This is a genomic window from Acetobacter malorum, assembly GCF_002153605.1.
GTDB classification, from domain to species: domain Bacteria; phylum Pseudomonadota; class Alphaproteobacteria; order Acetobacterales; family Acetobacteraceae; genus Acetobacter; species Acetobacter malorum_A.
In genome coordinates this window covers 52475-79130 of the sequence record NZ_JOPG01000005.1, presented here as the reverse complement: position 1 = coordinate 79130, position 26656 = coordinate 52475, and the positions used below count along the sequence as shown (strand labels likewise).

The following is a 26656-nucleotide window of genomic DNA, read 5'->3' as shown; positions in this document are numbered from 1 at the left end:
TTACTTGTCTTCAAAAATATCGGCGGGGCTATCGGCCCGCAGGCTTTCACCCAGTTCTTTACCCAGACGCGCCGCATCTTCCGGCGCACCGCTGATGGCGCGTTTGAGCAGGAAGGAACCGTCCTCCCGCGCCACGAGGCCAGTCAGGTGCAGTTTGGGGTCTTCCCCCGCCACAACGGGAATCAGCTGCGCATAACCGCCAATCGGTGTGCGGCAGGAGCCATCCAGTTCGGCCAGCAGGGCACGTTCTGCCGTGGCCACAGCGCGGGCTTCGTAGTCCTCAATGGCGGCCAGCAGTTCGCGCAGTTCAATATCGTCCTCACGCACCGTCACACCCACAATGCCCTGCCCTGCGGCAGGCACCATGACGGTGGGAGACAGCACCAGAGAGGCGCGCTCCGCCATACCCAGACGACGCAGGCCAGCCAGCGCCAGCAGCGTAGCGTCACACTGGCGGGCGGCCAGCTTATCGAGTCGGGTCTGCACGTTGCCGCGCAGCAGGCCGAATTTCAGGTCGGGCCGCACATGCAGCATCTGAGCCTGACGGCGCACAGAGGCACAGCCTACCAGCGCCCCTTCCGGCAGCGCGGAATACGGATCATCCGGGTCCGTCGGTGCAAGGTTGGGGCCAAGGATCAGCGCATCCCGCGCATCTTCACGCCGCAGCGTGCAGGCCAGCACAAGGCCGGGGGGGAGTGTGGTTTCAAGATCCTTGAGGCTGTGGACGGCAAAATCAATGCGTCCGTCAGACAGGGCCTCGTGAATTTCCTTGGCAAACAGCCCTTTACCGCCAATTTCGGCCAGTCGGCGGTTCTGCACCTGATCACCCGTGGTGTTAATCTGATGCTCCTGAAACGCGCCCATATCCCGCAGCACAGGGCAGAAGCGCGTGAGCATGGTCAGGAAGGCACGGGTCTGGACCAGCGCGAGGGGGGAGCCTCGCGTTCCGACACGGAGGGGCAGAAGACGACGGGACGCATGCCCGGAGGTCTTTTTCTGGCGAGCTGCCGCTTCCGCCGCAACTTTCTGCAGCGCGGGCGAAGGGGCGGGCGAGGAAGGGTAGGCTGAGTCCATAAGAGTGTCTATTACCGGGAATGGAGAGAGGACAAGAAGCCATGATACCCGAAAGGCCTGAAAAACTTGCGCCCCAGAGACGCACGGCACGCGCAGCAGACCGTTTCGCCCCCGGACAGCATACAGAATATCAGGGCTTGTTCCCCATCACATCACATGGAGCCACAAGGCGATGAGCCACCAGAACCTGCCGAAAAACAGCGCCCTTGCCGGACCTGTGCTGGCTATCGAATCGTCTTGTGATGAAACCGCCTGCGCCATCCTCTCGAGCGAGGGCGTATGCCTTGCACAACGGGTCGTCTCGCAGGACGGCCATGCAGATTTTGGGGGCGTGGTGCCGGAAATCGCAGCCCGCGCTCATCTGGCCCTGCTCCCCGGACTCGTGCAGGCCACGCTGAAAGACGCCGGCATGACTCCAGATGAGGTCGGTTTTATCGCCGCCAGCACCGGCCCGGGCCTGATTGGCGGGCTGATTGTGGGAGCCAGTTTTGCCAAAGGGCTGGCGCTCTCCCTCGGTAAGCCGTTTGTGGCCGTTAATCATGTGGAAGCTCATGCGCTGACCGCCCGCCTGCCCGGTCTGGTGCCGGGAGGGGCAGCCTTCCCCTACCTCCTGCTGCTGGTCTCTGGCGGCCACTGCCAGTGCATTGCTGTGGAAGGGGTTGGCCGTTACCGCAAGCTGGGCGGCACCATTGATGATGCGGCGGGCGAAGCGTTCGACAAGGTCGCCAAGATGCTCGGCCTTGGCTGGCCCGGCGGCCCCGCGCTGGAAAAGCTGGCGCAGTCCGGCAACCCGAAGGCCATCCCCCTGCCCCGCCCGCTGATGGGCCGTGAAGGATGTGACTTCTCCTTTTCCGGCCTGAAAACCGCGCTCTCGCAAAAGCTGGCCCCGTATGGGCTGGAACCCCTGCCCCACCAGTTTGCCGCAGACCTCGCGGCCTCCTTCCAGCAGGCTGTGGCGGATGTTGTGGCCGACCGGGTAACCAATGCCCTGAAAATGATGCCCGAAGCCGGGCTGCTGGTGGCCGCAGGCGGTGTGGCCGCTAACAGCGTGCTGCGCGCCCGGCTGGAAGAGGTGGCCGCCAGTGCGGGCCTGCGTTTTGCCGCCCCGCCGCTGCGCCTGTGCACGGATAACGCCGTGATGGTGGGCTGGGCGGCTCTTGAAACCTGTCAGGAAGCGGCCGATCTCGGCCTGCCCCAGCCGGATGACAGCACCGTCCGCCCCCGCCCGCGCTGGCCACTGGAAGACATGGCCGCCCGCTTCGCCCCCCAAGAGAGTGTTGTATGAACTACCGCCACATCTACCACGCCGGAAACTTTGCAGACTGCATGAAGCACGCGCTTCTGGTCTCGCTGCTCGGTCATTTTCTGCGCAAACCCAGCCCGTTCATGGTGCTGGATACCCATGCGGGCATTGGCCGATACGACCTGACCAGTGAAGAAGCCGAAAAGACGCAGGAATGGAAAGAGGGCATTGGCCTGCTGAGCGAGGAAGGGCCGGACAGTCCCCTCGCCCCCTGGCTGGAACTGGTGAAAAAAGCGGGCGGACCGCGCTATTACCCCGGCTCCCCGGTGCTGACATCCCTGATGCTGCGCCCGCAGGATGAGCTGATCTGCTGCGAGAAGCACCCGGATGATAAGCGCAAGCTCTACGGCCTGTTTACCCGCACCCCGAATGTGTTTGTGCATGAACGCGACGGGTACGAAGCCCTCCGCGCCCTGCTGCCACCCAAAATCGCCAAACGCGGTCTGGTGCTGATTGACCCGCCGTTTGAAGAACCCGGCGAGTTCGACCGGCTGCTTCAGGCAGTCCACACCATCCGGGCGCGCTTCCCGACGGGCATGATTGCCATCTGGTATCCTATCAAGCATCGCACACCCATTCGGACCTTTTATACGGCCTTGCAGGATGCCGGAGTGCCGGATGTTCTGGCCGCCGAACTGCTGATGCGCAAACCCGTGGACCCGGACCGGCTGAATGGCGCGGGGCTGATCGTCATCAAGCCGCCTTATGGCTTTGCGGAGCAGGCTACGGCCCAGCTTAACCGCCTGAAAACCCTGCTGCATGCGGAAGACGCCACCGTCACGCAGATTACGGCGGAATAAACGCCCCTCTTTAAAGGCACGTATCAAAAAAGGGCAGCGCAACACAGTGTGTCGCCTGCCCTCTCCAAACTTCCCGAGAAAGAACCTCAGCCAGCAGCTTTAATGTGCTGCCAGATATCCACCACAAAGCCCTGCACACCGGCGGCCAGAATCTGCACACCAATGCAGAGCAGCACGAGGGCGGCCATCCGGCTGACAATACGGGTGCCCGTCACACCCAGCATGGAAACCAGCTTTTCCGAACCGGAATAAGCCAGCCACACAATCAGCACGACGCAGACAGCCGCAATGGTAATGCCGCCTTCATACGCCAGAAAGGAAGACCCGGGCGGGCAGCCAGAACCCAGCGCAATGGCGACGGCAATCGTCCCCGGCCCCACCGTAAACGGCATGGCAAGCGGGAAGAACGCGGAATCAGACCAGTTGGGAGACATGACGGTCTTGCCGCCCTGCAGTGCCTGCTTTTCCTTCTGCGCTTCAATGCTTTCCGGGCTTTGCAGCAGGTCCCACGCGCGCACGGCCACCACAGTACCGCCTGCCACGCGCAGGGCGTTTACGGTCACGCCGAAAAACACCAGCACCTTACTGCCGCACCAGATGGACACCACCATCAGCACAAAGGAATAGAACGCCACCAGCCGGGCCAGCGCGAAGATTTCCTTCTGCGAGCGGCCAGCCGTCGCCTGCGCAAAAATCAGCGCAGCCCCGAGCGGGTTAACGATGGAAAACAGGGCGGGAAACGCCAGCAGGAAGGAGGTTGTCGCCACACGGGCGGCCCCTCCGCTAAACAACGAGGCAGTAAAATCAGCCGACATGCACGTATCCAGCAAAACCGGCCTCTTACGAAGCCCTGCATAAAATCTTATTGCCCGGCGGGTGCCGGAGAATCCTCTCTGCCGCCCTTATAGGTGGCAAAAAACTTGGATGCGAGAGCAATATCGCTCGCCGGATAGCAGAAATGCAGCCCCGTGCCATCGTCCATTGGCCAGACACTCAGGCCAATATCATCATAAATCCGCAAAAAAGGACTGCCGACCTGCCAGAACACGGGTTTCAATCCGTCCTGCAACGCCAGATCGCGCATGCGCCAGATGGCGGAAACGCAGTCTTCCTGCGCCCCGGCCGGGTCACCCAGCCCAACAAGAAAGGCCCCGCTCTGGCGGACCGGAATGATGGCCTCACCCCCCTCACCCGCCACAAAGCCTTCCGGCCTCAGGTCCTGTATGGTGGGCATGGCATGGTCGAGCGTGAGATAATGCGCGCAGGCGTCCTCATCCCATTCTTTAACCGTAATACGGCCGGGCCACATCAGGCGGCCAATCACCACCAGCGCCATCAGCACGGCCAGCGCAATAGTCCAGCGCGCCGCGCCCGAGGCCGGAAAGATGAAGACCATCTGCCACCAGCTTCCGGCTCCGTGCCGGTTGGCCAGCGCAATCACACACCCAAACAGCAGCAGCAGGCACAGCAGAGTAGAGGCGGACAGCGGCTCGCTCAGCAGTCGGGCGTGACGGTAATAGCAAGCCCGGAAGGGTGCCACCAGAAAGGCCGAAAGCCCCAGCATGACGGGCACCAGCACCGTATTGCCGCGCAGGAAGGTAAGGATTGCAGCCGTTACCAGCAGCACCAGCGTGCCGCGCCATGCGAGCGTCACGCGCTGCGAAAGGCCTATGCCCAGCCCAATCAGCGCCACCCCCATCAGAGAAAGCAGGTAGTTGCTGACAGACCCGGCTGCTGAGAAAAACAGCCCCTGCACCACCCCAAACTTAGGCACAGGGTCAAGCAGCACGAGGCAAATGAGCATCAGACCGCAGAGCGAGACCGTGCCCGTCGCCACCGCAACGGAGAAGTCCGCCTCACTTTCCCGTACCACCTGACTGGGGCGAATACGCACAGCCGCAGGGGTTTTCTGCTTCCGGCTTTTCTTCTTCGCCAGAGCATCGTCCCCACGCAGGAAGAGTTCATGCCCGGCGAACATGATACCGGCCATAAACAGCGGGATGATGTAGTAAAACAGCCGGAAAATCAGCACCACGCCGAGGATTTGCGGCGCGGGCATATACGGCCCAAGGGCCAGCAGCATGGCGCCATCAAACACGCCCAGGCCACCCGGCACGCTGGCGATCAGCCCGGCAGTGTAGGAAGCAATATAAATGGCCAGAAAAGACCCGTAATCCACACCAATGCCCGGCGGCAGCAGCACGTAGGCAATGGCTGCCGTGGCTGCCACATCTGCGGCGGCCACCACCGTCTGCATCACGGCCATGCGGGGAGACGGCAGATCCACCGTCCATTTACGGAAAGTAAAGGTGCGAACCTTGAAGGCCATGCCGATATAGGCCAGCACCCCGACCCACAGCAGAACACCCACCAGAGCCAGAACCCAGCTGGGGACATGGCTGCCCGCCATAGGGATAACCTGCGGCTCCCACACCAGCACGCCGCCAATCAGCACGGCGGCACCCAGCAGGTAGGTGGCGGAACAGAAGGCGATAATCTGGGCTATGGCAAAGGAGCTAACCCCCCAGTTGCGATACAGCCGATACCGCACAGCCGCTCCGGACACCGCCGAAAACCCGAGGTTGTGTGACAGGACATAGGAGCAGAAGGCCGCAAACGCCGTGCGGCGGAAGGATATCTGCTTGTAGCCGACCTGTATGACGGCCAGCCGGTCGTAAAACGACAGAATGAAGTAGGAAAAAAACGTACAGGCCACGCCCAGCCAGAGCTGACGGCCCGGAATAGCTATCATCGCCTGCTTGATGTCCGCAAGGCGCAGATGGCGCAGTTCATGCTGCACCACGCCAATCGCAGCCACCATCAGCAGCAGCCCGATCAGGTGGGGCAGATGCTTAAGCCACCGCTTCCACCCCGGCCCTTCCGGCTGGTGCTTGGGCATCTGTCCTTGTGGTGATGACGACATGTTCTTCACCATGGAGACAAGATCCCGCGCTTACGCCTGAGACTCTCGCAGCAGAGCGGCCTCAATCAGTGCGACGGTTTCCGCCACGCCGTACAGAGCCACAAAGCCACCAAAGCGCGGGCCTTCCTTCTGGCCCAGAAGCACCTCATACAAACAACCGAACCAGCTCCGCAGCGGTTCAAACGCATGGCGCTTGCCAATTTCGAACACCAGATTCTGTAAGGTGCCGGCGTCAGATGCCTCACCTTCATACCCGCGCAGAGATTCGGCCAGATCAACCAGAGCCGCACGTTCCTTGTCCGTCGGGGCGCGGAAGGTTTTGGCCGGACGCACAAAGTCCGCATAATAGGCAATGGCATGGCTGACGAGGTTGGCCAGCATCGGGTGGCTTTCCGGGGAAACGGACGGGTCATACCGGCGGATAAAGCCCCACAGCACTTCCGGCGTTTCCGCATTGGCCACACTGGCCAGATTCAGCAGCATGCCAAACGGCACCGGGCTGCCCGCATCCGTCGGAATATGGCCTTTATGAATAAACCAGGCCGGGTTGGCCTTCAGGTCCACGCTCTCACTATCGGCTGCCTGTAACGCTTTGGCTTTTTCCACATGCGTCAGATAGTCATCTGCCGTTTTGGGGATCACATCAAAGAACAGGCGTTTCGCGCGCTGCGGCTGATTGAACATGAACTGACCGAGGCTTTCTTGCGGCGCATAGCGCAGCCATTCCTCAACCGAGAGGCCGTTGCCCTTGGATTTGGAAATCTTCTGGCCGTTTTCATCCAGAAACAGCTCATAGGTCAGGCCAGCCGGAGCCGTGCCGCCCAGAATGCGGCAGATACGGCCAGACAGACGGACACTGTCAATCAGGTCCTTGCCGGACATTTCATAGTCCACGCCCAGAGCATACCAGCGCATGGCCCAGTCGGCCTTCCACTGCATCTTGGCGTGGCCACCCGTCACCGGGGTTTCAAACGTCTCGCCATCCGCATCGGTCCAGCGGACAGTGCCCGCTGCGGCGTCAATGGCGTCCATTTTCACCTGCATTACCTCACCCGTGCGCGGGTGCAGCGGCAGAACCGGAGAATAGGTCGCCCGACGGTCCGGCCCGAGCGTGGGCAGAATGACCGCCAGAATTTCATCATGCACTTCCAGCACGCGCTTCAGCGCGGCATCAAACCGGCCTGACGTGTAGTAGGTGGTGGAAGAGGCAAATTCATACTCAAAGCCGAAGCTATCGAGAAAGCTGCACAGGCGCGCGTTGTTATGTGCAGCAAACGACTCGTGCGTGCCAAACGGGTCCGGCACGCGGGAGAGCGGCTGGCCGATATATTTTTCCAGCAGTTCCCGGTTCGGCACATTGTCCGGCACCTTGCGCAGGGCATCCATATCATCCGAGAAGGCCAGCAGGCGCGTCGGGCGGCCTGTCAGCGCCGTATAGGCCTGACGCACCCAGGACGTACGCGCCACTTCCCCAAACGTGCCGATATGCGGCAGGCCGGACGGGCCGTAGCCGGTTTCCAGCAGCGCAGGGCTTGCCGCCGTGTCCGGTTTGGCAGCCGTGCGGGCATCCACATGCTCGGCAAGTTTTCGCGCTTCCTCAAAAGGCCAGACGCGGGGAAGAATGGGTTCGGGGTTTGAGCGGTTCTCGGACATGGTGCGGAAGCTATGAACTGCACCGCTCCCGGTCAATCCAAAAACACGCACGGCCTTGCTCTCTTACAGAGTTATGAGGCCATTGACCGCAGGCAAGCGGGGCCTCATTTTTCCAAAAGCCGCTTGCTCCCATCCAAGGGACCACGCTGAAAGGACCGGTTTTTCATGCGTCGCACCGCAGCCCTCATTCTGATTGGCAATGAGATTCTCTCCGGTCGCACCCGAGATGACAACATCCAGTTTCTGGCCACGCGGCTTGGTGAACTGGGTATTCCCCTGCGGGAAATCCGCGTTATTCCCGATATTCGGGAAACGATTGTGGAAACGGTGACGGAACTCCGCGCCAAATTTGATGAAGTTTTCACCACCGGCGGCATTGGCCCCACGCATGATGACATTACCGCACCGTGCATGGCCGAGGCATTTGGGGTGCCGTGGGAATTCCACCCGCCCACCTTCGCACTGCTGGAAGGTTTTTTTGGTGCGGAAAAATTCAATGCCGCCAGGCAGCGCATGGCGAAATTGCCGCGTGGGGCCACCCCCATCCCCAATTCCGTCTCCGTCGCACCCGGTTTTACCATCGGCAATGTGCATGTGATGGCCGGCGTACCCCGCATCATGCGGGCCATGTTTGAAGCCCTCGCCCCCTCCTTAAAGCAGGGCGCGCCGGTCTTCTCCCGCACCTGGTACACGCCATCTCTTTATGAGGGCGCACTGGCGGAAGGGCTGGAAGCTATTCAGGACAAGTTCCCGGATCTGGATCTCGGGTCCTACCCCTTCCATCGTGAGGATGGCCGTCGGGGTGTGGCCCTTGTCGCCAAAGGGCAGGACAAGGCCGAAGTCGAAAAGGCCGCTCAGGCCATTTATGATCTGCTCAAAGAAAAGGGCGGCGCTCCCGTTGAAGGGGAACCACCGCCCTGAAACCTGAAAGCGTTAAGGCCTGTCCGTTCAGGACAGGTTTTCACGCCCCATGGCGAGGAATTTCTCGCGCCGCAGTTCCTTCAACCGGGCCGGAGCCAGCGGCGTGAGCGCCTGCAATTCTTCCGCCAGCGCATCATGCACGGAGGCCAGAGCCGCCTTCGGGTCACGCTGGGCGCCCCCCACCGGCTCAGGGATAATCCGGTCAATCAGCCCGAGGCGGGACAGATCCTGCGCTGTCAGCCGCAGCGTTTCGGCTGCCGTGCTGGCCTGCTTGGGATCACGCCACAGGATGGAAGCACAGGCCTCCGGGGAAATGACGGAGTAGATGGCGTTTTCCAGCATCATCACCCGGTCACCCGCACCAAGTGCCACAGCCCCACCAGACCCGCCTTCACCAATCACGGTGGCAATCAGCGGCACCGGGGCTTCCAGACAGACTTCAATGGAGCGGGCAATGGCTTCGGCCTGACCGCGCTGCTCGGCATCAATACCGGGCCATGCGCCTGCGGTATCGATAAAGGTGAGAATCGGCAGGTTGAAGCGGCCAGCCAGCTTCATCAGCCGCTGAGCCTTCCGGTAACCTTCCGGGCGGGCCATGCCAAAATTGTGGGCCAGACGGGTTTCAAGGTCGGAACCACGTTCCGTGCCAATCACCACCACAGGCTGACCATCAAAGCGGCCCATGCCGCCAATAATGGCTTTATCATCCGCATACAGCCGATCCCCCGCCAGCGGCGTAAACTCGGTCAGCAAGGCGTTGATATAGTCCTGCGTGTGCGGGCGCTGCGCGTGGCGTGCCACCTGCACCTTCTGCCAGGGTGTGAGCTTGGCATAAATGGCACGAAGATGCTTCTCCGCCTTATCTGAAAGGCGGGCCGTTTCTTCGGCGATATTGACCCCGTCGGGGTCGGTCATTTGCCGCAGCTCGTCGATCTTGTTTTCAAGTTCGGCGACGGGCTTCTCGAAATCCAGGAACTGACGCATGCGCAAGCGGATAGCACAGCCACGCGTAAAACCAAGCCACTTCGTGCATGGCGCGTCGTTTAACCTGTTTTTTCGGCCTGCCCGGCGCGCTCTGAGGCCAGCGGATGGAAAGACTCCACGGCCTGTTTCAGCCGCTCCGTCTGCACATGCGTATAGATTTGTGTGGTAGCGATATCCGCGTGCCCCAGCAGCATTTGCAAGGCCCGCAGGTCCGCCCCATGCGCCAGCAAGTGCGTGGCGAAGGAGTGCCGCAGCACATGGGGGGAAAGCCGCGCCGGGTCCAGCCCGGCCTGAAGGCCGACTTCATAGAGAATCTTATCAAAAGCCTGCCGGGTCAGCGGTCTTTTCGGGTCCCGGCCCGGAAACAGATAGAGGCTGGCCTTGGGGGCATCCAGTGCCAGCAACGCCTGCGCGGCCTCTCGGGCACTGTCCGACAAGGGCACCAGCCGTTCCCGGCCGCCCTTCCCGCGCACCACCAGCATCTGCCGCTCTCCGGCCAGCGCTTCGCGCGGCAGAGACAGCAGTTCTGAAATACGCAGGCCAGACGCATAGAGCAGTTCCAGCGCTGCCCGCGCGACCAGCCCACGCCGTTGTTTGGCCTCCGAGGCGTCAGGCGAGACCGCGCAGGCGTCGATCAACGCGACGACTTCCGATTCGGAGAGAAAATGCGGCAACGAAGCCTCGGGCCGGGGGGCATCCAGATGCGCCGCCGGGTTATCCTCGCGCAGTCCTTCGCGCAGCAGAAACAGATAGAACTGTTTGATACAGGAGAGCCTGCGGGCCACGGTGCGGCGGGACTGCCCGCTGCGGCCCATATCGGCCATCCATTCCGCCAGTCCGGCAGCCGTGGCCTGAAGCAGGGTTTCCCCCTGTGCGGCCAGAGACTCTTCACAGCAGGTTAAATCCGCTGTGTACGCGGCCAGAGTGTTGGGTGCGGCGGCCCGTTCAGCCGCCAGCATTTCCAGAAACAGATCTGTGCCGCGTGCGTCCGTGCTCACGGGTGGGCGGGAGCAGCCGGAACAGGCACAGTGACCGGAGCCGCAGCCGCAGCAGACGCGGCAGCAGGAGCCTGCGCGGGAGCCACCGGGGATGTCACAACCGGACCGCTCGGCCCTGCGGGGACCAGAGCCGCCGCAGAAGGACCCTGTGCAGCAGGCGGCACAGCGCCCGGAGCAGCCGTGCCAGCGGGTGTGACTGTCGGACCTGCTGGCGGGACGGGCACCATAGCAGCGGCGGGTGCAGCGGCGGGCGGAGCAGCAAGCGGAATATCCCGGTGCACAGCCTGCGGCACAGGCGCATGCCCGGACAGGCCAAGGGCCGTAAGCCCCCCGACCAGAGCAACACAAATAACGGCAGCAACCAGAAGAACCGTGCGGTTCATATGTTTTGGCTCCATAACAACAGAATAAGTACGTTCTCTCTGCTCTATGGTAAGCTGCGTTTCATGTCATCACGTATCTCGTACCCACCCCCCGACGCTGCGGAAAGCCCACCGATTCCCCTTGATCTGGAAAGAGTGGGGCGCTGGCCTGCAACCAGCCTCATTCCATCCGGACGCAGCATTGTTCTTGTTGGTCTTATGGGCGCCGGCAAAACCACAATCGGCCGCCGTCTGGCCACGCGGCTTGGCCTGCCGTTTGTGGATGCTGACGTAGAAATAGAACGCGCCGCCGGCTGCTCCATTGCCGATGTGTTCCGCCTGTATGGCGAGGCCGCCTTCCGCGATGGCGAACGCCGCGTGATTCGCCGCCTGCTGGAAGGGCCGCCCATGGTGCTGGCCACCGGCGGCGGCGCATTCATGAACGCCAGCACCCGCGCGCTGGTCCGTGCACGCGCCATGTCTGTCTGGCTGCGCTGCCCGTTGCCGGTGCTGCTGCGCCGCGTGCAGGGCCGGACGCATCGCCCCTTATTAAATGAGGCCTCTCCGCGCGATGTGCTGGCGCGCCTTATGACGGTGCGTCACCCCATTTATGCCGAAGCCGATGTGATTGTTGATTGCGGAGACCACAACGTGGACCACAGCACGACCCGGGTGATTGAAAGCCTGGCCCTTTCCCGCAGGCCCGTCCGCCTGCCCGTCTCACTTGATCGTGCCGCCTATGATGTCGTGATCGGCACCAATCTGATCAGCCGGGCCGGAGCATTGCTCGCGCCGGTGCTGCCTCAGAAGAAGGTCATCATCATTACAGATGAGAACGTGGCCGCGCTGTATCTGCCAGCCCTGCAGGAGTCTTTAAAGGAAACCGGCATTGAGTTCCGCGCCCTGACCATTGCACCGGGCGAACACTCCAAGTGCCTGAAAACCTATGAGCGCCTGACCGATGCGATTCTGGAAGAAGGCGTGGAGCGCCGCACCACCATCATCGCCCTGGGCGGCGGGGTAGTGGGGGATCTGGCGGGCTTTGTGGCCGCCTCTACCTTGCGTGGCCTGCCATTTGTGCAGATTCCCACTACCCTGCTCTCACAGGTTGATTCGTCCGTGGGCGGGAAAACCGGCATCAACACCCGCTGGGGCAAGAATCTGCTGGGGGCCTTCCATCAGCCGCTGTGCGTTCTGGCCGATGTCTCAGCTCTCAGCACGCTCCCCCAGCGGGAACTGGTGGCCGGATACGCTGAGATTGTGAAATCCGGCCTGATTGGCGACCCGGAACTATTCCAGTGGTGCGAGAAAAACGGAGACTCCGTTCTGGCGGCAGAACCCGATGCCCTGACCGAAGCCGTGCGCCAGGCCTGCGCCTTCAAGGCCCGCGTCGTTGCCGCTGATGAGCGGGAGGCTCAGGCCAGCAATGGCCGTGCCCTGCTCAACCTTGGCCACACCTTTGGCCACGCGCTGGAAGCCGAACTGGGATATGATGGCCGCCTGCTGCATGGTGAGGGCGTTTCCATCGGGCTGAAGCTGGCCTTTGCCCTCTCGGTCAGGCTGGGCGTCTGCCCGCCGGAAGATCTGGCACGGGTGGAAGCCCATCTGCACGCCCTGAAGATGCCTGCAAGTATTACTGACCTGCCATACAGCTTCCGCGTAGCAGATCTTATGGCGCACATGCAGCGCGACAAGAAAATGCAGGATGGACGCTTGTCTTTTGTGCTTGTGAACGGAATCGGAAAAGCCTTTACCAGCCGTGATGTACCGGCAGAAATGGTACGGGACGTTCTGATTGCAGATGGCTGCAAAGCCTAGAAAACCGCCACTTTTGCGGTGGGTTGCCGCCAACTGTACCAACCCGCCGCAATTCCGCCTTATTCAGAAACGAGACAGGCGCGGCATTTGCAACCTGGCAATGTTGAACGCAAGCAGTCTTGAGCTGAATAGTTAACTATGCAGCAGCAGCATCTTGGGATACCGAAATGAACTGTTGCAAATAAAACACGGTTATGGCTTCTAATCACCAAGAGCACGAAGCTGCGGGTTTCTATTTGGGAACCGATCGTTTTATACGGCTTTAGGCATCTTGCTGGCACTGACCGCTAAATGGTTAGCGGCAGAGTCGAACAGATGAAAAATATTGAGGACGAAAAAATGCGTCTCCGCACGGCGTTACTCGCAACGACACTGATGGCAGCGGCTCCGGCGGCCGCATTCGCCACCACGATCACGGGCCCTTATGTTGATCTGGGCGGTGGTTACAACCTGGTGCAGAATCAGCACGCTCACACTTCCGGCTACGGCGGCGGTGCGAACAGCTCTGAGAACACCTCTTCTTCCCAGTTCCGTCACGGCACTGGCTTCACCGGTTTCGGTGCATTCGGCTGGGGCTTCGGCAACGGTCTGCGCGCTGAAGTTGAAGGTGTGTATAACTACTCCAACATCAACCACCAGGGTGGCACAGGTGTTCCGGGTCGTACCCGTGGCAGCGACCAGTCCTACGGCGGTTTCATCAACGTGCTGTATGACATCGACCTGAAGCAGTTCGGGATCGACGCTCCGGTCACCCCGTTTGTTGGTGTTGGTGCTGGCTACCTGTGGCAGCATTACAACCCGACCACCACAGCCTTTAACAACGGCAACACCAGCCGTCTGGGCGGCACGAACGGTGGCTTCGCTTACCAGGGCATCGTCGGTGCTGCATACGACACGGGCATCCCGGGCTTCCAGGTGACCACGGAATACCGCATGATCGGTCAGCCGGGTTCCTTCTCTGACGGTGCGTTCACCTCCACGGCGAACTACGCAAACGGCGGTCATGGTCGTGGCAACACGAACTTCGATCACCGCTTCAACCACCAGTTCATCCTGGGCCTGCGTTATGCGTTCGATACGGCTCCGCCGCCGCCGCCGCCGGCTCCGGTTGTAGCAGCTCCGGCTCCGCTGCCGGCTCGCTCCTACCTGGTGTTCTTCGACTGGGATAAGTCTGTCCTGACGTCTCGCGCTCGCCAGATCGTGGCAGAAGCTGCTCAGGCTTCCACCCACGTTCAGACGACCCGCATCGAAGTTAACGGCTACACCGATAACTCCGCTGCTCACCCGGGTCCGCGCGGTGAAAAGTACAACCTGGGCCTGTCCCTGCGTCGTGCTAACAGCGTGAAGGCAGAACTGATCCGTGACGGCGTGCCGGCTACCGCGATCGACATCCACGGTTATGGTGAATCCAAGCCGCTGGTGCCGACCGGCCCGAACACCCGTGAGCCTCAGAACCGTCGCGTGGAAATCATCCTCCACTAATCGACCGGTTCCTTGTGATCGGAAAAAGGGGTACCTTCGGGTGCCCCTTTTTTTTGCTCCGTTCTTCCCGCCCCGCCTGAGGAACTCTGCGTGACCCGTTCCCCATCCCCTGCTTCCTCCCAGCCTGACGCCCCTGCTCCGGCCTCTGGCTCTGCAACCCGCGCCAAACTGATTCGCCTGCTGAAATTCGGTACGGTTGGCGGGCTCGGCCTTGTGTGGGATTCGGGCACCGTTTACGCCCTGCGTCCGCTTATCGGACTGACGGCCGCAACTCTGGTGGCCTATTTTGTAGCCGCCACTCTCAACTGGATGCTCAACCGCCTCTGGACCTTTAAAGGCGCAGGCAGGCATGACCATCCGGTGCTGCAATGGCTCCGGTTCCTGCTGGCTAACAGCCTTGGGTTCCTACTGAACCGCGGCACGGTTTACACGCTGTTCTACACGGTGCCGCTGTGCGTGACCTATCCGGTTCTGGCGCTTGCAGCAGGCTCTCTTGCGGGCATGTTCGCCAATTTCAACCTCAGCCAGAAAATGGTTTTCCGGGAAAAACCACCTACCTCTCTGGAGGATCTGGCGGAAAGCGCCATCGCCTTTCCAACGTCACTCAAAAACCCCAGTGCAGAGCCATAACGCGCTCTTCACCCCGCCCCGCGCGCTAACCCCTTTCAGAGCCGCGCCGGGTGCGCTACATCTGGCAACGGGTTAAAGAAGCCTTTCCGCTTTTCGCCTGGCCGTGAGGACTTTTCCTGCGCCAGCCCCTTTTCGGAATTCTCCGCAGAAGGTCGCTGGCAAGGGAGATCACGCGCCCAACCAGTTTCAGGACCGTCTGCCTCACGCCATGCTCACAACAAACGATATTCGCACCACCTTTCTGGAGTATTTTGCCGGACAAGGGCATCAGATTGTGCCCTCATCGTCGCTGGTGCCGCGCAATGATCCCACCCTGCTGTTCACCAATGCGGGGATGGTGCAGTTCAAGAACGTCTTTACGGGGCAGGAAACCCGCCCCTACTCCCGCGCAACGACTGCGCAGAAGGTCGTTCGGGCAGGCGGCAAGCATAACGATCTGGATAACGTCGGTTATACAGCCCGCCATCACACCTTTTTTGAAATGATGGGCAACTTCTCCTTCGGCGATTATTTCAAGCCCGAAGCGATTGAACTGGCCTGGACCCTCATTACCCGCAACTTTGGCCTGCCCAAGGATAAGCTGCTCGTCACCGTGTATTCGGAAGATGAAGAAGCGGCTGGCCTGTGGCGCAAGATTGCCGGGCTGGATGACAGCCGCATTATCCGCATCCCCACGTCAGACAACTTCTGGCGGATGGGTGATACCGGCCCCTGCGGCCCCTGTTCTGAAATCTTCTTTGACCATGGCCCGGATGTCCCCGGTGGCCCGCCCGGTTCCCCGGATGAAGATGGCGACCGCTTTGTGGAGATCTGGAATCTGGTCTTCATGCAGTTCTTTGAAGATCCGCCGGGCGTGCGCTCCCCGCTGCCCCGCCCCTCCATTGATACCGGCATGGGGCTGGAACGCTTTGCCGCCATCATGCAGGGCAAGCGCGACAACTATGATACGGACACCTTTGTTGCCCTGATTCAGGCCTCTGCCGAAGTCACGCATCAGGCTGCCGATGGCCCGTTCAAATCCAGCCACCGCGTTGTGGCCGACCATCTGCGCTCCACCGCCTTCCTGATTGCCGATGGCGTTCTGCCGTCCAAGGATGGCCGCGGTTACGTGCTGCGCCGCATCATGCGCCGCGCCATGCGCCACCTGCACATGATGGGCACGAAGGAGCCGGTTTTCTACAAACTGCTCCCGGCCCTCATCCAGCAGATGGGTGGTGCGTATCCGGAACTGGTGCAGGGTGAAGCCCTCATCCGTGAAACCATGCGTAATGAGGAAGAACGCTTCAAAGCCATGCTGGACCGCGGTCTGGGCCTGCTGGAGGAAGAAACCTCCAAGCTGTCCAGCGGTGCTGCTCTGCCGGGTGATATTGCTTTCCGTCTGTATGACACGTTCGGCTTCCCGCTGGATCTCACGCAGGACGCCCTGCGCGGCAGCGGCCACGGCGTGGATGTAGACGGGTTTGATGCCGCCATGAACGAGCAGCGCCAGCGCGCCCGCGCCGCATGGGTTGGCTCGGGTGACACAGCCATGGAAACCGTGTGGTTTGAAGCACGGGATAAGTTCGGCGCGACTGAATTCCTCGGCTACAGCACCGAACAGGCTGATGGTGAGGTTCAGGCCGTTATCGCCAATAACGGCTTCCTGAAAGAAGCCGGTGTGGGCACGGAAGTTGCTGTGCTGCTCAACCAGACACCGTTCTATGGCGAAAGCGGTGGTCAGGCTGGCGATACCGGGTTCCTGACGGCCGCAGGCCTGCGCGTTGCCATTACGGATACGCAGAAAAAAGCGGGCGATCTGATTGTGCATTACGGCACCGTGACCGAAGGCACCCTGCGCCCCGGTCAGGCCGTGACCGCCACGGTGGATCATGATCGCCGTTCCGCTATCCGCGCCCACCATTCCGCCACCCACCTGCTGCATGAGGCCCTGCGCCGTCGCCTTGGTGACCATGTTGCCCAGAAGGGCAGCCTGAACACCCCGGACCGTCTGCGCTTTGACGTCAGCCAGCCGCGCCCCATCACGCCGGAAGAACTGGCGGAGATTGAGGCCGAGGTGAACCGCCGGGTGCGTGAAAACTCACAGGTCGTCACCCGCTCCATGACGCCGGAACAGGCTGTGGAAGAAGGCGCTATGGCCCTGTTTGGGGAAAAATACGGCGATGAAGTCCGTGTTGTCTCCATGGGTGGCCCGGATGAGAACAAAGCTGCATGGTCTCTGGAACTCTGCGGCGGCACGCATGTGGACCGCACCGGGGATATCGGCCACTTCCGCATTACGTCTGAAAGCGGTGTCTCCGCTGGCGTGCGGCGTATTGAGGCCGTGGCCGGCACCGCAGCGGAAGCCCTCTCCATTGCCAATGAACAGCGCCTGACGCAGATGGCCGCCATGATGAAAGTCAGCGTGGCCGATGCGCCGGAACGTCTGGCTCTGCTGCTGGAAGAACGCCGCACCATGGAACGGCAGATTTCCGCTCTTCAGCGCAAGCTGGCGGCGGGGTCTGTTGAATCTGCTGGTGTGGAACAGGTCGGTGCCGCCCGTCTTGCCACCCGCAATGTAGGTGAGACCGCTCCGCGTGAACTCAAGGGGCTGGCAGAAACCATCCTCAAGCAGGGCAATGCGGATGTGGTCGTGCTGATTTCCACCGCCGATGGCAAAGGCAGCGTTGTGGCTGCCGTTGCTCCGGCATTGACGGAAAAAGTCGATGCCGTTGCCCTCGTCCGCGCAGCCAGTGCTGCCATGGGCGGCAAAGGCGGCGGTGGCCGACGCGATATGGCGCAGGCTGGCGGCCCGGATGCCGGTGCAGCCGATGCCGCTTTTGCAGCCGTGCGGGAAACTCTGGCCGGTCTGGTCTGATCCTTCTCCGGCGCAGGGGAACGTCCGGCACGGTCCCCTGTTTTCTTCCCACACTCCGGCCTTTTGCATGAGGACCCCTCCATGTCCCTGATCGACTCTTTCAAACTTGTTCTGGCTCCGCCCCACCCGGAAGCGAAACCGTTCCTGCTTGCTTCTGGCGCGACCACGCTGGTCACCCGTTTTTTGGGCAAGAAGCTCTCCTGCCCGGTGCTGCGCCATGTTGGCACCGCCAGCGGCCTGTTCTTTGGCTTCTGCCTGTATTTCTTCCGTGACCCGGAACGGACCACGCCTGCCCGCAGCGACGTCGCTGTCGCGCCTGCCGATGGCCGCGTGGTGTCTGTTGAGAAAATCGCTCCCCCGGCAGAACTGGGCATGGGCACGGCTCCGGTCTGGCGCATTGCCACGTTCCTGTCCGTACTGGATGTGCATATCAACCGGATGCCTGCCGCTGGGACGGTGACGCGCATTGCCTACCACCCCGGCCAGTTCCTGAATGCCAGCCTTGATAAGGCGTCTGAACTGAACGAGCGCAACGCCCTCAGCCTGACCCTGCCGGATGGCCGGATGATGGCCGTGGTGCAGATTGCCGGTCTGATTGCCCGCCGTATTGTGTGCAGCGTGTCTGAAGGCATGAAGGTGGAAGCGGGTGAACGCTTCGGCCTGATCCGCTTTGGCTCCCGCACGGACCTGTACCTGCCGCCGGGTGTGGAACCGCTGGTTTCCGCAGGCCAGACCATGGTGGGTGGTGAAACCGTGATGGCGCGCCTCTGATCCCGTGACAGATCCGCAGACCCCAGCGCAGCTTCCCGCTGCTCCGCCTCCTCAGGCTTCGCTTTCCGCACGAGGGCTGCGCCGCAAACGGCTGCGCAAACGGGTGCGGACCAAAATTCGCGGCCCGTCCTTCAACCGGCTGATCCCCAACATTCTCACCATGCTGGGGCTCTGCTCGGGCCTGACGGGAATGCGCTTTGCTGTGGAAGGCCGCTTTCAGGCCGCCGGGATCGCCTTGCTGCTCTCCGCCTTTATTGACGGACTGGATGGGCGCATTGCACGCCTGCTGCGTGGCTCTACCCGGTTTGGGGCAGAGTTTGACAGCCTTTCAGACTTTGTCTGCTTTGGCGTCGCTCCGTCTTTCCTGCTGTTTTTCTGGGCGTTGCAGGATGGCGGGCGTTACGCCTTTCTGCCGTGCCTGATGTTTACGGTCTGCATGGCCCTGCGTCTGGCGCGCTTTAACGCCACGCTGGATGGCGAGGAAGAAAAGCCGAAATACGCCAGCAACTTCTTCACTGGTGTTCCGGCTCCGGCCGGGGCCGGTCTGGCGCTGTTTCCGGTCTTTCTGGGGCTGGAAGCGCAGAAGCTGGGGATCGACTGGCTTTATCGCCTGACGCGCCTGCCCTGGTTGCCTGCCTTTACGCTTATCAGCACGGCATTCCTGCTGGTGTCCACGTTGCGGGTCTGGTCTTTTAAAAACTTCAAGGTGCCGGCGCAGTATGTGCTACCCGTCATGCTTGGCACAGGTGCTTATACCGCCGTGCTGGTGGCAGACCCGTGGGGCGCTCTGGCTGCGGCTGGCGTGATTTATATGATCCTGCTGCCCCTCAGCCATTTCAGCTTTCTCAAGCTGAAAAAAGCGGCTGAAGATCTTCAGGAAGAGGTTGAGGACGAACCCTCAGCCTGACCCCCTCTGGCGGGCGGCACACGCTGCCCGAACAGAGAGCACAACCCATCCAGAACCTGCTGGGGAGATGGCGGACAACCAGGAATTTGCAGGTCAATCTTTGCCTTGCGGTCCAGCCCACCCAGAACGGAATAATTTTCCGGGAAATAGCCGCCATCCATGGCGCACCCCCCCACACAAATCACCCCTTTGGGTTTAGGCATGGCCTGCCACGCAGCTTCCAGCACGGGGGCCATAGTGCGGGTGAGCGTGCCGGTCACCAGCAGCACATCCGCAGACCGTGGGGACGGCACAAAGCCAAAACCGGCACCTTCCATGTCGTAGGGGCCAGTCGCCAGAGCTTCCAGTTCCATCCCACAGCCGCCGCAACCGCCGGTATCCACATGGAACAGCAGCAGCGGCCAGCGCGGCCCGACGGGTTTCAGGCGCGGGCCACCCTGCCGGAAAGCGGCATCAAACACTGCGCGGATCAGCCCCATGACTGCAAACCCTTCCTGTCCTGTTCTTTAGCCATCAAGTGCAGCCGCATTCACCCCGAGGGACTGCCGCACAAGCGCCAGATCCGCCACATCCTGCCCTGCCAGCGCGTCTTCAAAGACCATCAGTGCGGCAGGGGACGGGTCATGCACAAACACCTGCGCCACACGGCCAGCCTGTAGGCGCACCCAGTAAAGTACGGTACCCCACGGGCCTTCCGTCATCCCCAGCCCTTCTCCGTCTTCAAGAGTGAGGTCCACACGGCCACCGGCAGTCAGGCCCAGCCGGGGGCCAGCCTCGCCCAGCATGCGCAGGCTTTCGCCAATTTCATCCAGCAGGACTAGCGCGCGATCTTCCGCCGTGCCGCCCTGCCGCCCTGCGGTCAGCCGCCAGAGGTTCTGGTAAACGCGCTGGGTGCGTCGTCCGTCACAATCCTTCCCGCTGGCCCGCGCTACCGGACCATCCAGCCCCACGCGCTCCAGCAAGGCGGCATCCACTTTGCCCACCCCGCTCAGCCGGACAGAAAGCGCCGGGTAGGTGCGCCAGAGCGTCGCCAGCCCCGGATAAATATCGTCACCCAGCTTTGCGAGACTGATGCAGAGATCACCCAGACCGGTCGCCTCACGCAGACTGGTGCCGCCGGGCACGCAATGGTCCATGAGCAAACGCGACCCAATGACCGGCGCAGACTCTGCCAGCAGTTTCTCCCGGAACCACGCACAGCGAGACGCCACCACCAGAGCTCCGGCACCTCGCGCCAGCCCCGCCAGCGTGTGCAGATGCAGCAGAATACGTTCCAGTTCCAGCAGCACCACACGGATCAGCGACGTTTCCGGCCCCACAGCACTCCCACACGCGGCCTCTACGGCCTGACAGAAGGCCGCCTGGTGCGCCACAGAGCACCCGGCCGCCACACGACCGCTCAGACGGCAGGCATCCTCCAGTCGGCTATTGCGCCAGCGGGCCGCAAGCCCCCGATGCGCGTAGCCGGAGACTGTTTCCGCCTGCGTGATGGTCTCGCCCGCCACGACCATTGCCACATGCAACGGCGTTTCCATGCCGCCTGTAGCTGGCCCCACACCGGCATTCACGCCTCCCGCGGCCAGCAGGGCATCGGACGGCTGAAAGCTGATCTGCCCTTTATGATCTCCAGCGGGGCCGGGTGTTGCGGCCAGCGGCGCAGTGGCGGACCAGACATCATGGTCCACCAGCGGGCGCACATCGACGGCCCACATCGCCTCTGCGCCATACAGGTCATACGCTCTCCGCTCATAGAGGCTGGAGACCGGACGAACGGGAGAAAGAGCCGGATACCGTCCATCGTCCAGCGCGAGCGTGGCCGCCAGCGGCTGTGTTGGGGAGAGCCTGAACAGGGCATGCACATCCGTGCCGTCACACCACAACCCGACAAACGGCAGTGTATCCTTTTCAAGCGCTGCGACCATATCGCGCCAAGCCAGCTCATCCAGCCGGAAACGCCAGGGGGTCTCCGTCTCCTGCCCGGCGCGGATCAGACTTACTGCATCCATCAGAACGCTCCCAGCATCATGGCCAGTGGCACCAGAAATCCGGTCAGCACCAGCACGGAACAGGCCACCCGGCCCGCGGCATCCTCAGGCCACAAATCCTGCGTGAACCCTTCCACCGGCACCGAGCGCACCACAGCGCACAAAATCCCGGCCACGGTCAGCACTGTGATGCTCCAGGACCAGTCGCTCAGCATGGAGAGCAACAGCAGGCAACCCACAAAGGGCGCACCCGGCGGGAAACAGGCCAGCGCCCGTGCTGCCCAGGAGCGACCAGAGCGGTTCCCCCCGGCCAGACACCAGCCACACAGGAACAGCAGCGCCGCCACATCGGCTCCGGCACCAACAGCAATCAGGGCGAGAGCGGACGGAAAGGTGCGGAACAGCCGCAACCCCTCATCGGACCGACCGGCGCAGGCTGTCAGCCAGACCGAGGCCAGACCTGCCGCGACCAGAGCCGTCTCAAACGCCTCGCCGCCGTGCGCCCGCAACCGCATGGAGAGCAGCAGCGCGGCCCCGGCAAATGGCAGAAACAGGTAGGTGTCATTTTCCTCACGCCATGACTGACCAAACGGCGTCAGCCCCGCGAGCATGACCAGACCACAGGCCATCATCAGCCCCGCAGGCGCAGAGCCTGAGGGCAGCAAAAGGCCGGACAGCACCAGAAAAATCCCCACAGACCCGGTGCGCACCAGCGCCCACCCCGCCCGCGCCTGCCCGGCGGGACGGCTGAACACAAACACACCGTAAGCCAATGCGGCTTCCAGAATCCCAAGCCCGACAATCGGGTCGGGCGCAACGCAGGCCAGCCCCGTCAGCGCGGTGGAAATATGAGGCAAACCGCGCAACAGACGGTCCTGCAAAGTACTGTTTTCCATCACCGTCAGCAGCAGGCCAAATGCCAGCATCACCCGGCCAGCGCGCTGGACCGGGTCATCATCCCAGCCCTCCGCTGCGGCACTTGTGGCGGGGAACAGGAACACGGCCACAGCCAGCGCACAACCTGCCCCGGCCATCCAGATGGCAATCTCGCGGCTGCGCGGCGTGGGCGCGGCCATGACAATGGCGGCCCCCAGCAAAGGCCATGCAAAGGCCAGAGCAGCCAGAAAAACCGGAACGGTCATGCGTCCCTCCCGCGCTCGGTCAGGTAGCCCCTCAACCAGACATCCCGCGCAATCATTTCCGGCGTGCGCGGCACAGGCTCCGCCTCTTCCGGATCAACGGGAGCAGGCTGATCTGTAGAACCGGAAGCCTCCTTATCCGGTGTGTGTTCAGGCGCTTTATCAGGAGCTTCGGCCGCAGGAACCGCCCGCCCCACTCCCGGCTTATGATCTTCAGTTTTGGCTTCAGATGGGTCTGTTTTCAGCAAGCCGGTCTCGGTGCTTTCTGTTTCTGTCGGTTCAGCGGGGTCGGCTTTGGCGTCCGGGGCGTCCTGCGGTTCTGCCGTTTCAGCGTCGTCCTCATCGGAGGATCCCGTCTCTGCGTCCGGAGCAGCTTTGTCCTTGTGCTCCTCTGCGGTTGGCGAAGTCAGATCGGTCTCCGGCTTTGTGTCCGCATTGGGAGAGGCTGCCTTCTGGTCCGCCTTGCCCGGTCGCGGAAGAGGCTCTTCGTCCTCAGCCGCTGCTTCGGCTTCTGTCCAGATCCGCGGAGCGACTACAGCTTCCGGCCCCAGTCCGCGCGGTTCCGGACCTGCTGGCTCCACATCGCCCAGTTCAAACCCACCAGACCGAGCAGACGGGCGCTCAGCCCCGGCTCCACCTTGAGCGGGAGCGACCGCAACCCGCAGCATAACGCGATGCACACACATGCCGCCCAGCAGAGCCACCACGCAGCCCGCCAGCGCTGTAACGCCCACCACCATGACCTGATTTTCAATCACGCCGGAGAGCATGACCCCATCCACACACGCCAGCAGCCCGGCCCATTGCCAGACCATGGCCTGACGGCATGTAACGGCGACCAGCCCGGCAAGGGCTACACACAGCCCGGCAGGCAGATAGGCGGCCCCGGCATGGCCCGGAGCTTCCCCCATGGCCGCAGGCGTGCCCGTGGCAAGTTGCAGAATAACCATGAGTCCCAGCGCCAGAAACGGGACCATCGGGCCGGTGCGCTCCCGTGCGCCATCATCCTGATAGCGGCTCACAAACCAGACCGGCAGCACAGAAAACAGCACCACACAGACCGCGCCAAATTCCTGCAGGGGTTCCCACGCATCCACCAGCATGGCCACTGCCGTCACCACACCCAGCGCAGGCAGAAAGCCAATACCCCGCGCCACAACACACAGCGCCAGCAGCGGCGCCAGAATGACAGCAAGCGTCATGGTGTTGCGTTCCCTTCATCACTCCATGCAGAGTCCTGTTCATCCTGCGCGGAGGCCGTTTTGTCCTGCCCCACAGCAGCGGACTGGCCCGAATACGCGACCTGCCAGGCCAGCAGCCCCAGCAGAAACACCGCAGCCAGACGCACACGCGCCCGACGCGGGAAGGTCAGCACCATCAGTTGCGTGCCCGCCAGCAAAAGGGCTGCAATCGCCAGCTTAGCAATCCAGAACGCGCCACCTGCAAGGCATTGCGCGAGCCAGGGCTCAACGCCGCTTTCACCCGGCAGCGCAAGGCTACTGGCCCATGCGACATCCCCGGCCAGTGTAATCCAGACCAGTTGCACGCAATCCGTAGCCAGCATCCACACGGCACGATCTGCCCCGGAAAGCTGACAGGGCAAGTCCGCCCCCGCCTGCCGCCCTTTCCAGGCGGTGACCAGAAAGAGCGCAACACCCATCAGCACAAACGGTGCACCATCCCCGACCGGCGAAAGCTGACGCAAATGCGCAAGAAAGGCGGAAAAATCCTGACCACCCGCCATGACGAGCACGGGAACCAGTGCAGGCAAAAGCAGGCTATCCGCCAGCAGCGCCGCATACCCTGCCAGAGTTGTTGTGCCGCCCTGCACCACCAGCGGCAGGCCTAACAGAAGTGATGCGCAGACCTGGGCGGAACACAGCAGGAAAAAGCCCGGTGCGGGAAAGCCTGACGGAACCAGTGTGAAAACGGGTGTCATGCACGCCGCAAACACGGCAAGAACAAGCGCACCCCGGCAGGCCAGACTGCTCAGCCCGTCCCCGCGCTGACGCAAGCCCGGCCTGCGAAACTGATGATGAATATCCTGCCAGCGTCCGCCTACCAGAAAACGATGCCCGCCCGTAAGGCGGCCCGCCAGACGATTGACCCAGCCACTAAACCACGGGGCGGCGAGAACCATCAGAACAGTTTGGAGAGCCAGAGCCAGCAGGGCGGCAAAAGACCAGCCCCATGTGAGTTCATGCGTCATTTTGCAGCAAACAGCCCCAGCAGCAGCCCCGCCCCCAGAAAGAGCAGAATGAGAACCATGCCCTGAGCCTCACACCATGCCACGGTTCTGAACAGCACAGCCTGAAGATAACGCGCGCCGGCTCCGGTCTTTTCCACCACCGGCCAGTCGGACGGCTTCTGCCCCACAGCGCCCAGCAGCATACCAAAGGCCGTCCAGACCACCGGCATGGAGACCTCAGCCGCCGGAGCAGGTGGCACCGCGTCATCCTGCTGGACAACAGGAGCCCCTTCCCGCCATGCCGCGGCACCGGGCACCGCCGGACGCAGCGGGAACACGCCAAACGCCTTACCCAGCAATCCCGCACCCACCACACAGACCGTGAGCGCAAGCACCGAGAGCACAGGGGTCAGTGTGATATCAGACCCGGCAAACTGCACACGGGCCAGCGTCTTCCATGCAAAATCACGCGGCGTGTCTCCGGCAAACAGATGGTCCACCAGCGCCAGCCAGCCTCCGGGCAGCAGGGTCATCAGCGCGGCACCGCCTGCGCAGATCCACGCGGGCAGCAGAAGCACGCTGCTGAGAGAGGGAGCATCGTTTCCGGCCCGGACACCTTGTGGCATGGGGCCGCCAAAAGCCGGCGCTTGCTGCACAAAAGCAGCAAACCCCACACGCAGCAGACCAATCGTGCCCAGCGCCATGACGCAGGCAGCCCCAACCAGAACCAGCAAAAGGCACAGAGCCTGCGCCGGGTGCGTGTGAGCAGCGGCCACTTCACCCGCGTTCAGCAGGCACCAGAACACAGAAAAGCCTCCCAGCGGAGGGACAGCGGAAAGCAGCAGAAGGCTGCCCCCTAGCGCAAGCCGATTACCGCGCGCCTGCGCAACGGCGCTATTGGGCGTAAACAACCCACCGTCCTGCCGGGAGAGCCAGAGGGCTGCCAGCAACGCCAGAAAAGGCGCGCCCGTTGCCAGAAGCGTTGCGGTGCGAAAGAACTCTCCACCTTTTACAGGGGCTGCCAGAGCCAGCGTCAGCATAACCACTAATCCGCCATAGCCAGCGCTGGCCACACCAGCAAGAATGCCGCAGGCGGCAGGGCTTCGCACGGCCTGCACCGCGCCCCAGAGCGCCACGGCTCCTCCGCTCACAATCAGCAATCCCTGTTGCACCGGCGGCAGAACACCCACCTCCGCCAGCAAGCGCCCCAGCAGAAACAGGCCAATCCCCGCAGGCAACACAGCCTCTGGCCCTTTTTGGGAAGAAACCGCCCAGCCCAGCAACAGCACCATCAGGCACAGTGCTGGCGGAGAGAGCGGGCTATCTGCGGGAATACACGCGGGAATGACAGCAAAAGGCAGACACACGCCCTGCCGCCCCCGGTCCGCCAGCAGCACCAGCGCGGTGCCTGCCAGAAGCCCAAAAACCAAAGGAGATAATGCTAAAAACGCCAGCCCCGTAAGCGCGCAGGCCAGACCACGCTGCCCTACGCCCATCAGGCCGCCGGTAAAAGCCAGCAGCACCAGCATGGGCAAAGCCGGTCCATCCATACCGAACACCGGGAACCAACTCACCCCGCCTTCCAGCCTGCACACCGCCCCAACCAGCGCCAGCAGGCCAAGGCAGCCCCAGACCCCGGCCAGAATTTCAGAGCGCCAGGGGGCGCACCGTCGCAGCAGACGCTCTGGCAGCACAGCCAGAACCCCTGCCACCACAAACAGCACAAACAAACTGCAAAGAACAAAAGAGGTTAAAATGGAACTCTGGCTCCAGACGGGATGTAAAGACGGGCGGATAACACCATGAGCGCGGTTCTGTGGCAACGCTCACGCCGGATGGCAAGGCCACACGCAGGGAATTTGCC

Annotated in this window: 22 protein-coding genes; 9 read left to right on the top strand and 13 right to left on the bottom strand. The window is 62.3% G+C overall.

The window, feature by feature from the left end:
• The gene (gene hemC / locus HK23_RS02135) at positions 1-1074 is read right to left on the bottom strand and encodes a hydroxymethylbilane synthase (protein ID WP_086652703.1); all 1074 of its coding nucleotides are present in this window, start codon (positions 1072-1074) and stop codon (positions 1-3) included.
• 172 nt (positions 1075-1246) lie between these two features.
• Between hemC and tsaD the strand changes: the two genes are divergently transcribed.
• Both tsaD and HK23_RS02125 read left to right on the top strand, forming a co-directional pair.
• On the top strand, positions 1247-2359 hold the full coding sequence (tsaD, locus tag HK23_RS02130) for a tRNA (adenosine(37)-N6)-threonylcarbamoyltransferase complex transferase subunit TsaD (protein WP_086652702.1): 1113 nt from the start codon (positions 1247-1249) through the stop codon (positions 2357-2359).
• Positions 2356-3177 (top strand): 23S rRNA (adenine(2030)-N(6))-methyltransferase RlmJ, encoded by an 822-nt coding sequence (locus tag HK23_RS02125; protein WP_086652701.1) that lies wholly within the window; start codon positions 2356-2358, stop codon positions 3175-3177. Before tsaD ends, HK23_RS02125 begins: the two co-directional genes overlap by 4 nt.
• Positions 3178-3263: 86 nt before the next feature.
• Here HK23_RS02125 and HK23_RS02120 read toward each other — a convergent pair whose 3' ends face one another.
• From HK23_RS02120 to HK23_RS02110, 3 genes are read right to left on the bottom strand one after another with little or no spacing between them, the layout of a single operon-like run.
• Positions 3264-3992 (bottom strand): MarC family protein, encoded by a 729-nt coding sequence (locus HK23_RS02120; RefSeq protein WP_062140769.1) that lies wholly within the window; start codon positions 3990-3992, stop codon positions 3264-3266.
• A gap of 47 nt (positions 3993-4039) precedes the next feature.
• Positions 4040-6100, bottom strand: a complete 2061-nt coding sequence (locus HK23_RS02115; RefSeq protein ID WP_256940016.1) for a lysylphosphatidylglycerol synthase domain-containing protein — start codon at positions 6098-6100, stop codon at positions 4040-4042.
• 30 nt (positions 6101-6130) lie between these two features.
• Complete coding sequence (locus HK23_RS02110; RefSeq protein WP_086652822.1) at positions 6131-7753, bottom strand: lysine--tRNA ligase; 1623 nt, start codon at positions 7751-7753, stop codon at positions 6131-6133.
• Between the two features lie 165 nt (positions 7754-7918).
• Between HK23_RS02110 and HK23_RS02105 the strand changes: the two genes are divergently transcribed.
• Positions 7919-8674, top strand: coding sequence for a competence/damage-inducible protein A (locus HK23_RS02105; RefSeq protein WP_086652699.1), 756 nt, complete (start codon positions 7919-7921; stop codon positions 8672-8674).
• A 27-nt stretch (positions 8675-8701) separates the two neighbouring features.
• Here HK23_RS02105 and HK23_RS02100 read toward each other — a convergent pair whose 3' ends face one another.
• From HK23_RS02100 to HK23_RS02090, 3 genes are read right to left on the bottom strand one after another with little or no spacing between them, the layout of a single operon-like run.
• A complete protein-coding gene (locus HK23_RS02100; protein ID WP_063908019.1) occupies positions 8702-9658 on the bottom strand; it encodes an acetyl-CoA carboxylase carboxyltransferase subunit alpha in 957 nt (318 codons plus the stop codon).
• A gap of 59 nt (positions 9659-9717) precedes the next feature.
• Entirely contained in the window at positions 9718-10656 is a 939-nt protein-coding gene (locus tag HK23_RS02095; RefSeq protein ID WP_256940015.1) for a tyrosine recombinase, read from the bottom strand.
• A complete protein-coding gene (locus HK23_RS02090; protein ID WP_086652698.1) occupies positions 10653-11039 on the bottom strand; it encodes a hypothetical protein in 387 nt (128 codons plus the stop codon). The genes HK23_RS02095 and HK23_RS02090 overlap by 4 nt, the downstream gene beginning before the upstream one ends.
• Positions 11040-11102: 63 nt before the next feature.
• Here HK23_RS02090 and aroB point away from each other — a divergent pair, with 63 nt between their 5' ends.
• The 6 genes from aroB to HK23_RS02060 all read left to right on the top strand — a co-directional run bounded on the left by aroB (position 11103) and on the right by HK23_RS02060 (position 19480).
• Positions 11103-12836 (top strand): 3-dehydroquinate synthase, encoded by a 1734-nt coding sequence (aroB, locus tag HK23_RS02085; protein ID WP_086652820.1) that lies wholly within the window; start codon positions 11103-11105, stop codon positions 12834-12836.
• Between the two features lie 339 nt (positions 12837-13175).
• Positions 13176-14318 carry an OmpA family protein gene (locus HK23_RS02080; RefSeq protein WP_063908362.1) on the top strand — a complete coding sequence of 381 codons (1143 nt, stop codon included), beginning with the start codon at positions 13176-13178 and terminating at the stop codon, positions 14316-14318.
• 90 nt (positions 14319-14408) lie between these two features.
• A complete protein-coding gene (locus HK23_RS02075) occupies positions 14409-14948 on the top strand; it encodes a GtrA family protein (protein ID WP_086652697.1) in 540 nt (179 codons plus the stop codon).
• Between the two features lie 208 nt (positions 14949-15156).
• On the top strand, positions 15157-17802 hold the full coding sequence (gene alaS, locus HK23_RS02070) for an alanine--tRNA ligase (protein WP_086652696.1): 2646 nt from the start codon (positions 15157-15159) through the stop codon (positions 17800-17802).
• A gap of 81 nt (positions 17803-17883) precedes the next feature.
• Positions 17884-18573: a phosphatidylserine decarboxylase gene (locus HK23_RS02065; protein WP_062140758.1), complete on the top strand. Its 690-nt coding sequence runs from the start codon at positions 17884-17886 to the stop codon at positions 18571-18573.
• 4 nt (positions 18574-18577) lie between these two features.
• Positions 18578-19480 (top strand): CDP-alcohol phosphatidyltransferase family protein, encoded by a 903-nt coding sequence (locus HK23_RS02060; RefSeq protein ID WP_063908014.1) that lies wholly within the window; start codon positions 18578-18580, stop codon positions 19478-19480.
• On the opposite strand, the gene HK23_RS02055 is transcribed toward HK23_RS02060, so the two are convergent.
• From HK23_RS02055 to HK23_RS02030, 6 genes are read right to left on the bottom strand one after another with little or no spacing between them, the layout of a single operon-like run.
• Positions 19447-19959, bottom strand: a complete 513-nt coding sequence (locus HK23_RS02055; RefSeq protein WP_086652695.1) for an NADH-quinone oxidoreductase subunit B family protein — start codon at positions 19957-19959, stop codon at positions 19447-19449. The genes HK23_RS02060 and HK23_RS02055 overlap by 34 nt on opposite strands.
• 27 nt (positions 19960-19986) lie before the next feature.
• A complete protein-coding gene (locus tag HK23_RS02050) occupies positions 19987-21486 on the bottom strand; it encodes a hydrogenase large subunit (protein WP_086652694.1) in 1500 nt (499 codons plus the stop codon).
• Positions 21486-22607 carry a hypothetical protein gene (locus HK23_RS02045; protein ID WP_086652693.1) on the bottom strand — a complete coding sequence of 374 codons (1122 nt, stop codon included), beginning with the start codon at positions 22605-22607 and terminating at the stop codon, positions 21486-21488. The genes HK23_RS02050 and HK23_RS02045 overlap by 1 nt, the downstream gene beginning before the upstream one ends.
• Positions 22604-23806, bottom strand: coding sequence for an ICP22 family protein (locus tag HK23_RS02040; RefSeq protein ID WP_179193765.1), 1203 nt, complete (start codon positions 23804-23806; stop codon positions 22604-22606). The genes HK23_RS02045 and HK23_RS02040 overlap by 4 nt, the downstream gene beginning before the upstream one ends.
• Positions 23803-24813 (bottom strand): hypothetical protein, encoded by a 1011-nt coding sequence (locus HK23_RS02035; RefSeq protein ID WP_086652692.1) that lies wholly within the window; start codon positions 24811-24813, stop codon positions 23803-23805. Before HK23_RS02035 ends, HK23_RS02040 begins: the two co-directional genes overlap by 4 nt.
• A complete protein-coding gene (locus HK23_RS02030) occupies positions 24810-26615 on the bottom strand; it encodes a hypothetical protein (protein ID WP_256940014.1) in 1806 nt (601 codons plus the stop codon). The genes HK23_RS02035 and HK23_RS02030 overlap by 4 nt, the downstream gene beginning before the upstream one ends.
• Positions 26616-26656 lie beyond the last annotated feature (41 nt).

Coding starts and splice junctions, on each gene's coding strand:
- hemC (WP_086652703.1), bottom strand. CDS start 1,074: ATGGACTCAGCCTACCCTTCCTCGCCCGCCCCTTCGCCCGCGCTGCAG.
- tsaD (WP_086652702.1), top strand. CDS start 1,247: ATGAGCCACCAGAACCTGCCGAAAAACAGCGCCCTTGCCGGACCTGTG.
- HK23_RS02125 (WP_086652701.1), top strand. CDS start 2,356: ATGAACTACCGCCACATCTACCACGCCGGAAACTTTGCAGACTGCATG.
- HK23_RS02120 (WP_062140769.1), bottom strand. CDS start 3,992: ATGTCGGCTGATTTTACTGCCTCGTTGTTTAGCGGAGGGGCCGCCCGT.
- HK23_RS02115 (WP_256940016.1), bottom strand. CDS start 6,100: ATGTCGTCATCACCACAAGGACAGATGCCCAAGCACCAGCCGGAAGGG.
- HK23_RS02110 (WP_086652822.1), bottom strand. CDS start 7,753: ATGTCCGAGAACCGCTCAAACCCCGAACCCATTCTTCCCCGCGTCTGG.
- HK23_RS02105 (WP_086652699.1), top strand. CDS start 7,919: ATGCGTCGCACCGCAGCCCTCATTCTGATTGGCAATGAGATTCTCTCC.
- HK23_RS02100 (WP_063908019.1), bottom strand. CDS start 9,658: ATGCGTCAGTTCCTGGATTTCGAGAAGCCCGTCGCCGAACTTGAAAAC.
- HK23_RS02090 (WP_086652698.1), bottom strand. CDS start 11,039: ATGAACCGCACGGTTCTTCTGGTTGCTGCCGTTATTTGTGTTGCTCTG.
- aroB (WP_086652820.1), top strand. CDS start 11,103: ATGTCATCACGTATCTCGTACCCACCCCCCGACGCTGCGGAAAGCCCA.
- HK23_RS02080 (WP_063908362.1), top strand. CDS start 13,176: ATGCGTCTCCGCACGGCGTTACTCGCAACGACACTGATGGCAGCGGCT.
- alaS (WP_086652696.1), top strand. CDS start 15,157: ATGCTCACAACAAACGATATTCGCACCACCTTTCTGGAGTATTTTGCC.
- HK23_RS02065 (WP_062140758.1), top strand. CDS start 17,884: ATGTCCCTGATCGACTCTTTCAAACTTGTTCTGGCTCCGCCCCACCCG.
- HK23_RS02055 (WP_086652695.1), bottom strand. CDS start 19,959: ATGGGGCTGATCCGCGCAGTGTTTGATGCCGCTTTCCGGCAGGGTGGC.
- HK23_RS02050 (WP_086652694.1), bottom strand. CDS start 21,486: ATGGATGCAGTAAGTCTGATCCGCGCCGGGCAGGAGACGGAGACCCCC.
- HK23_RS02045 (WP_086652693.1), bottom strand. CDS start 22,607: ATGACCGTTCCGGTTTTTCTGGCTGCTCTGGCCTTTGCATGGCCTTTG.
- HK23_RS02040 (WP_179193765.1), bottom strand. CDS start 23,806: ATGACGCTTGCTGTCATTCTGGCGCCGCTGCTGGCGCTGTGTGTTGTG.
- HK23_RS02035 (WP_086652692.1), bottom strand. CDS start 24,813: ATGACGCATGAACTCACATGGGGCTGGTCTTTTGCCGCCCTGCTGGCT.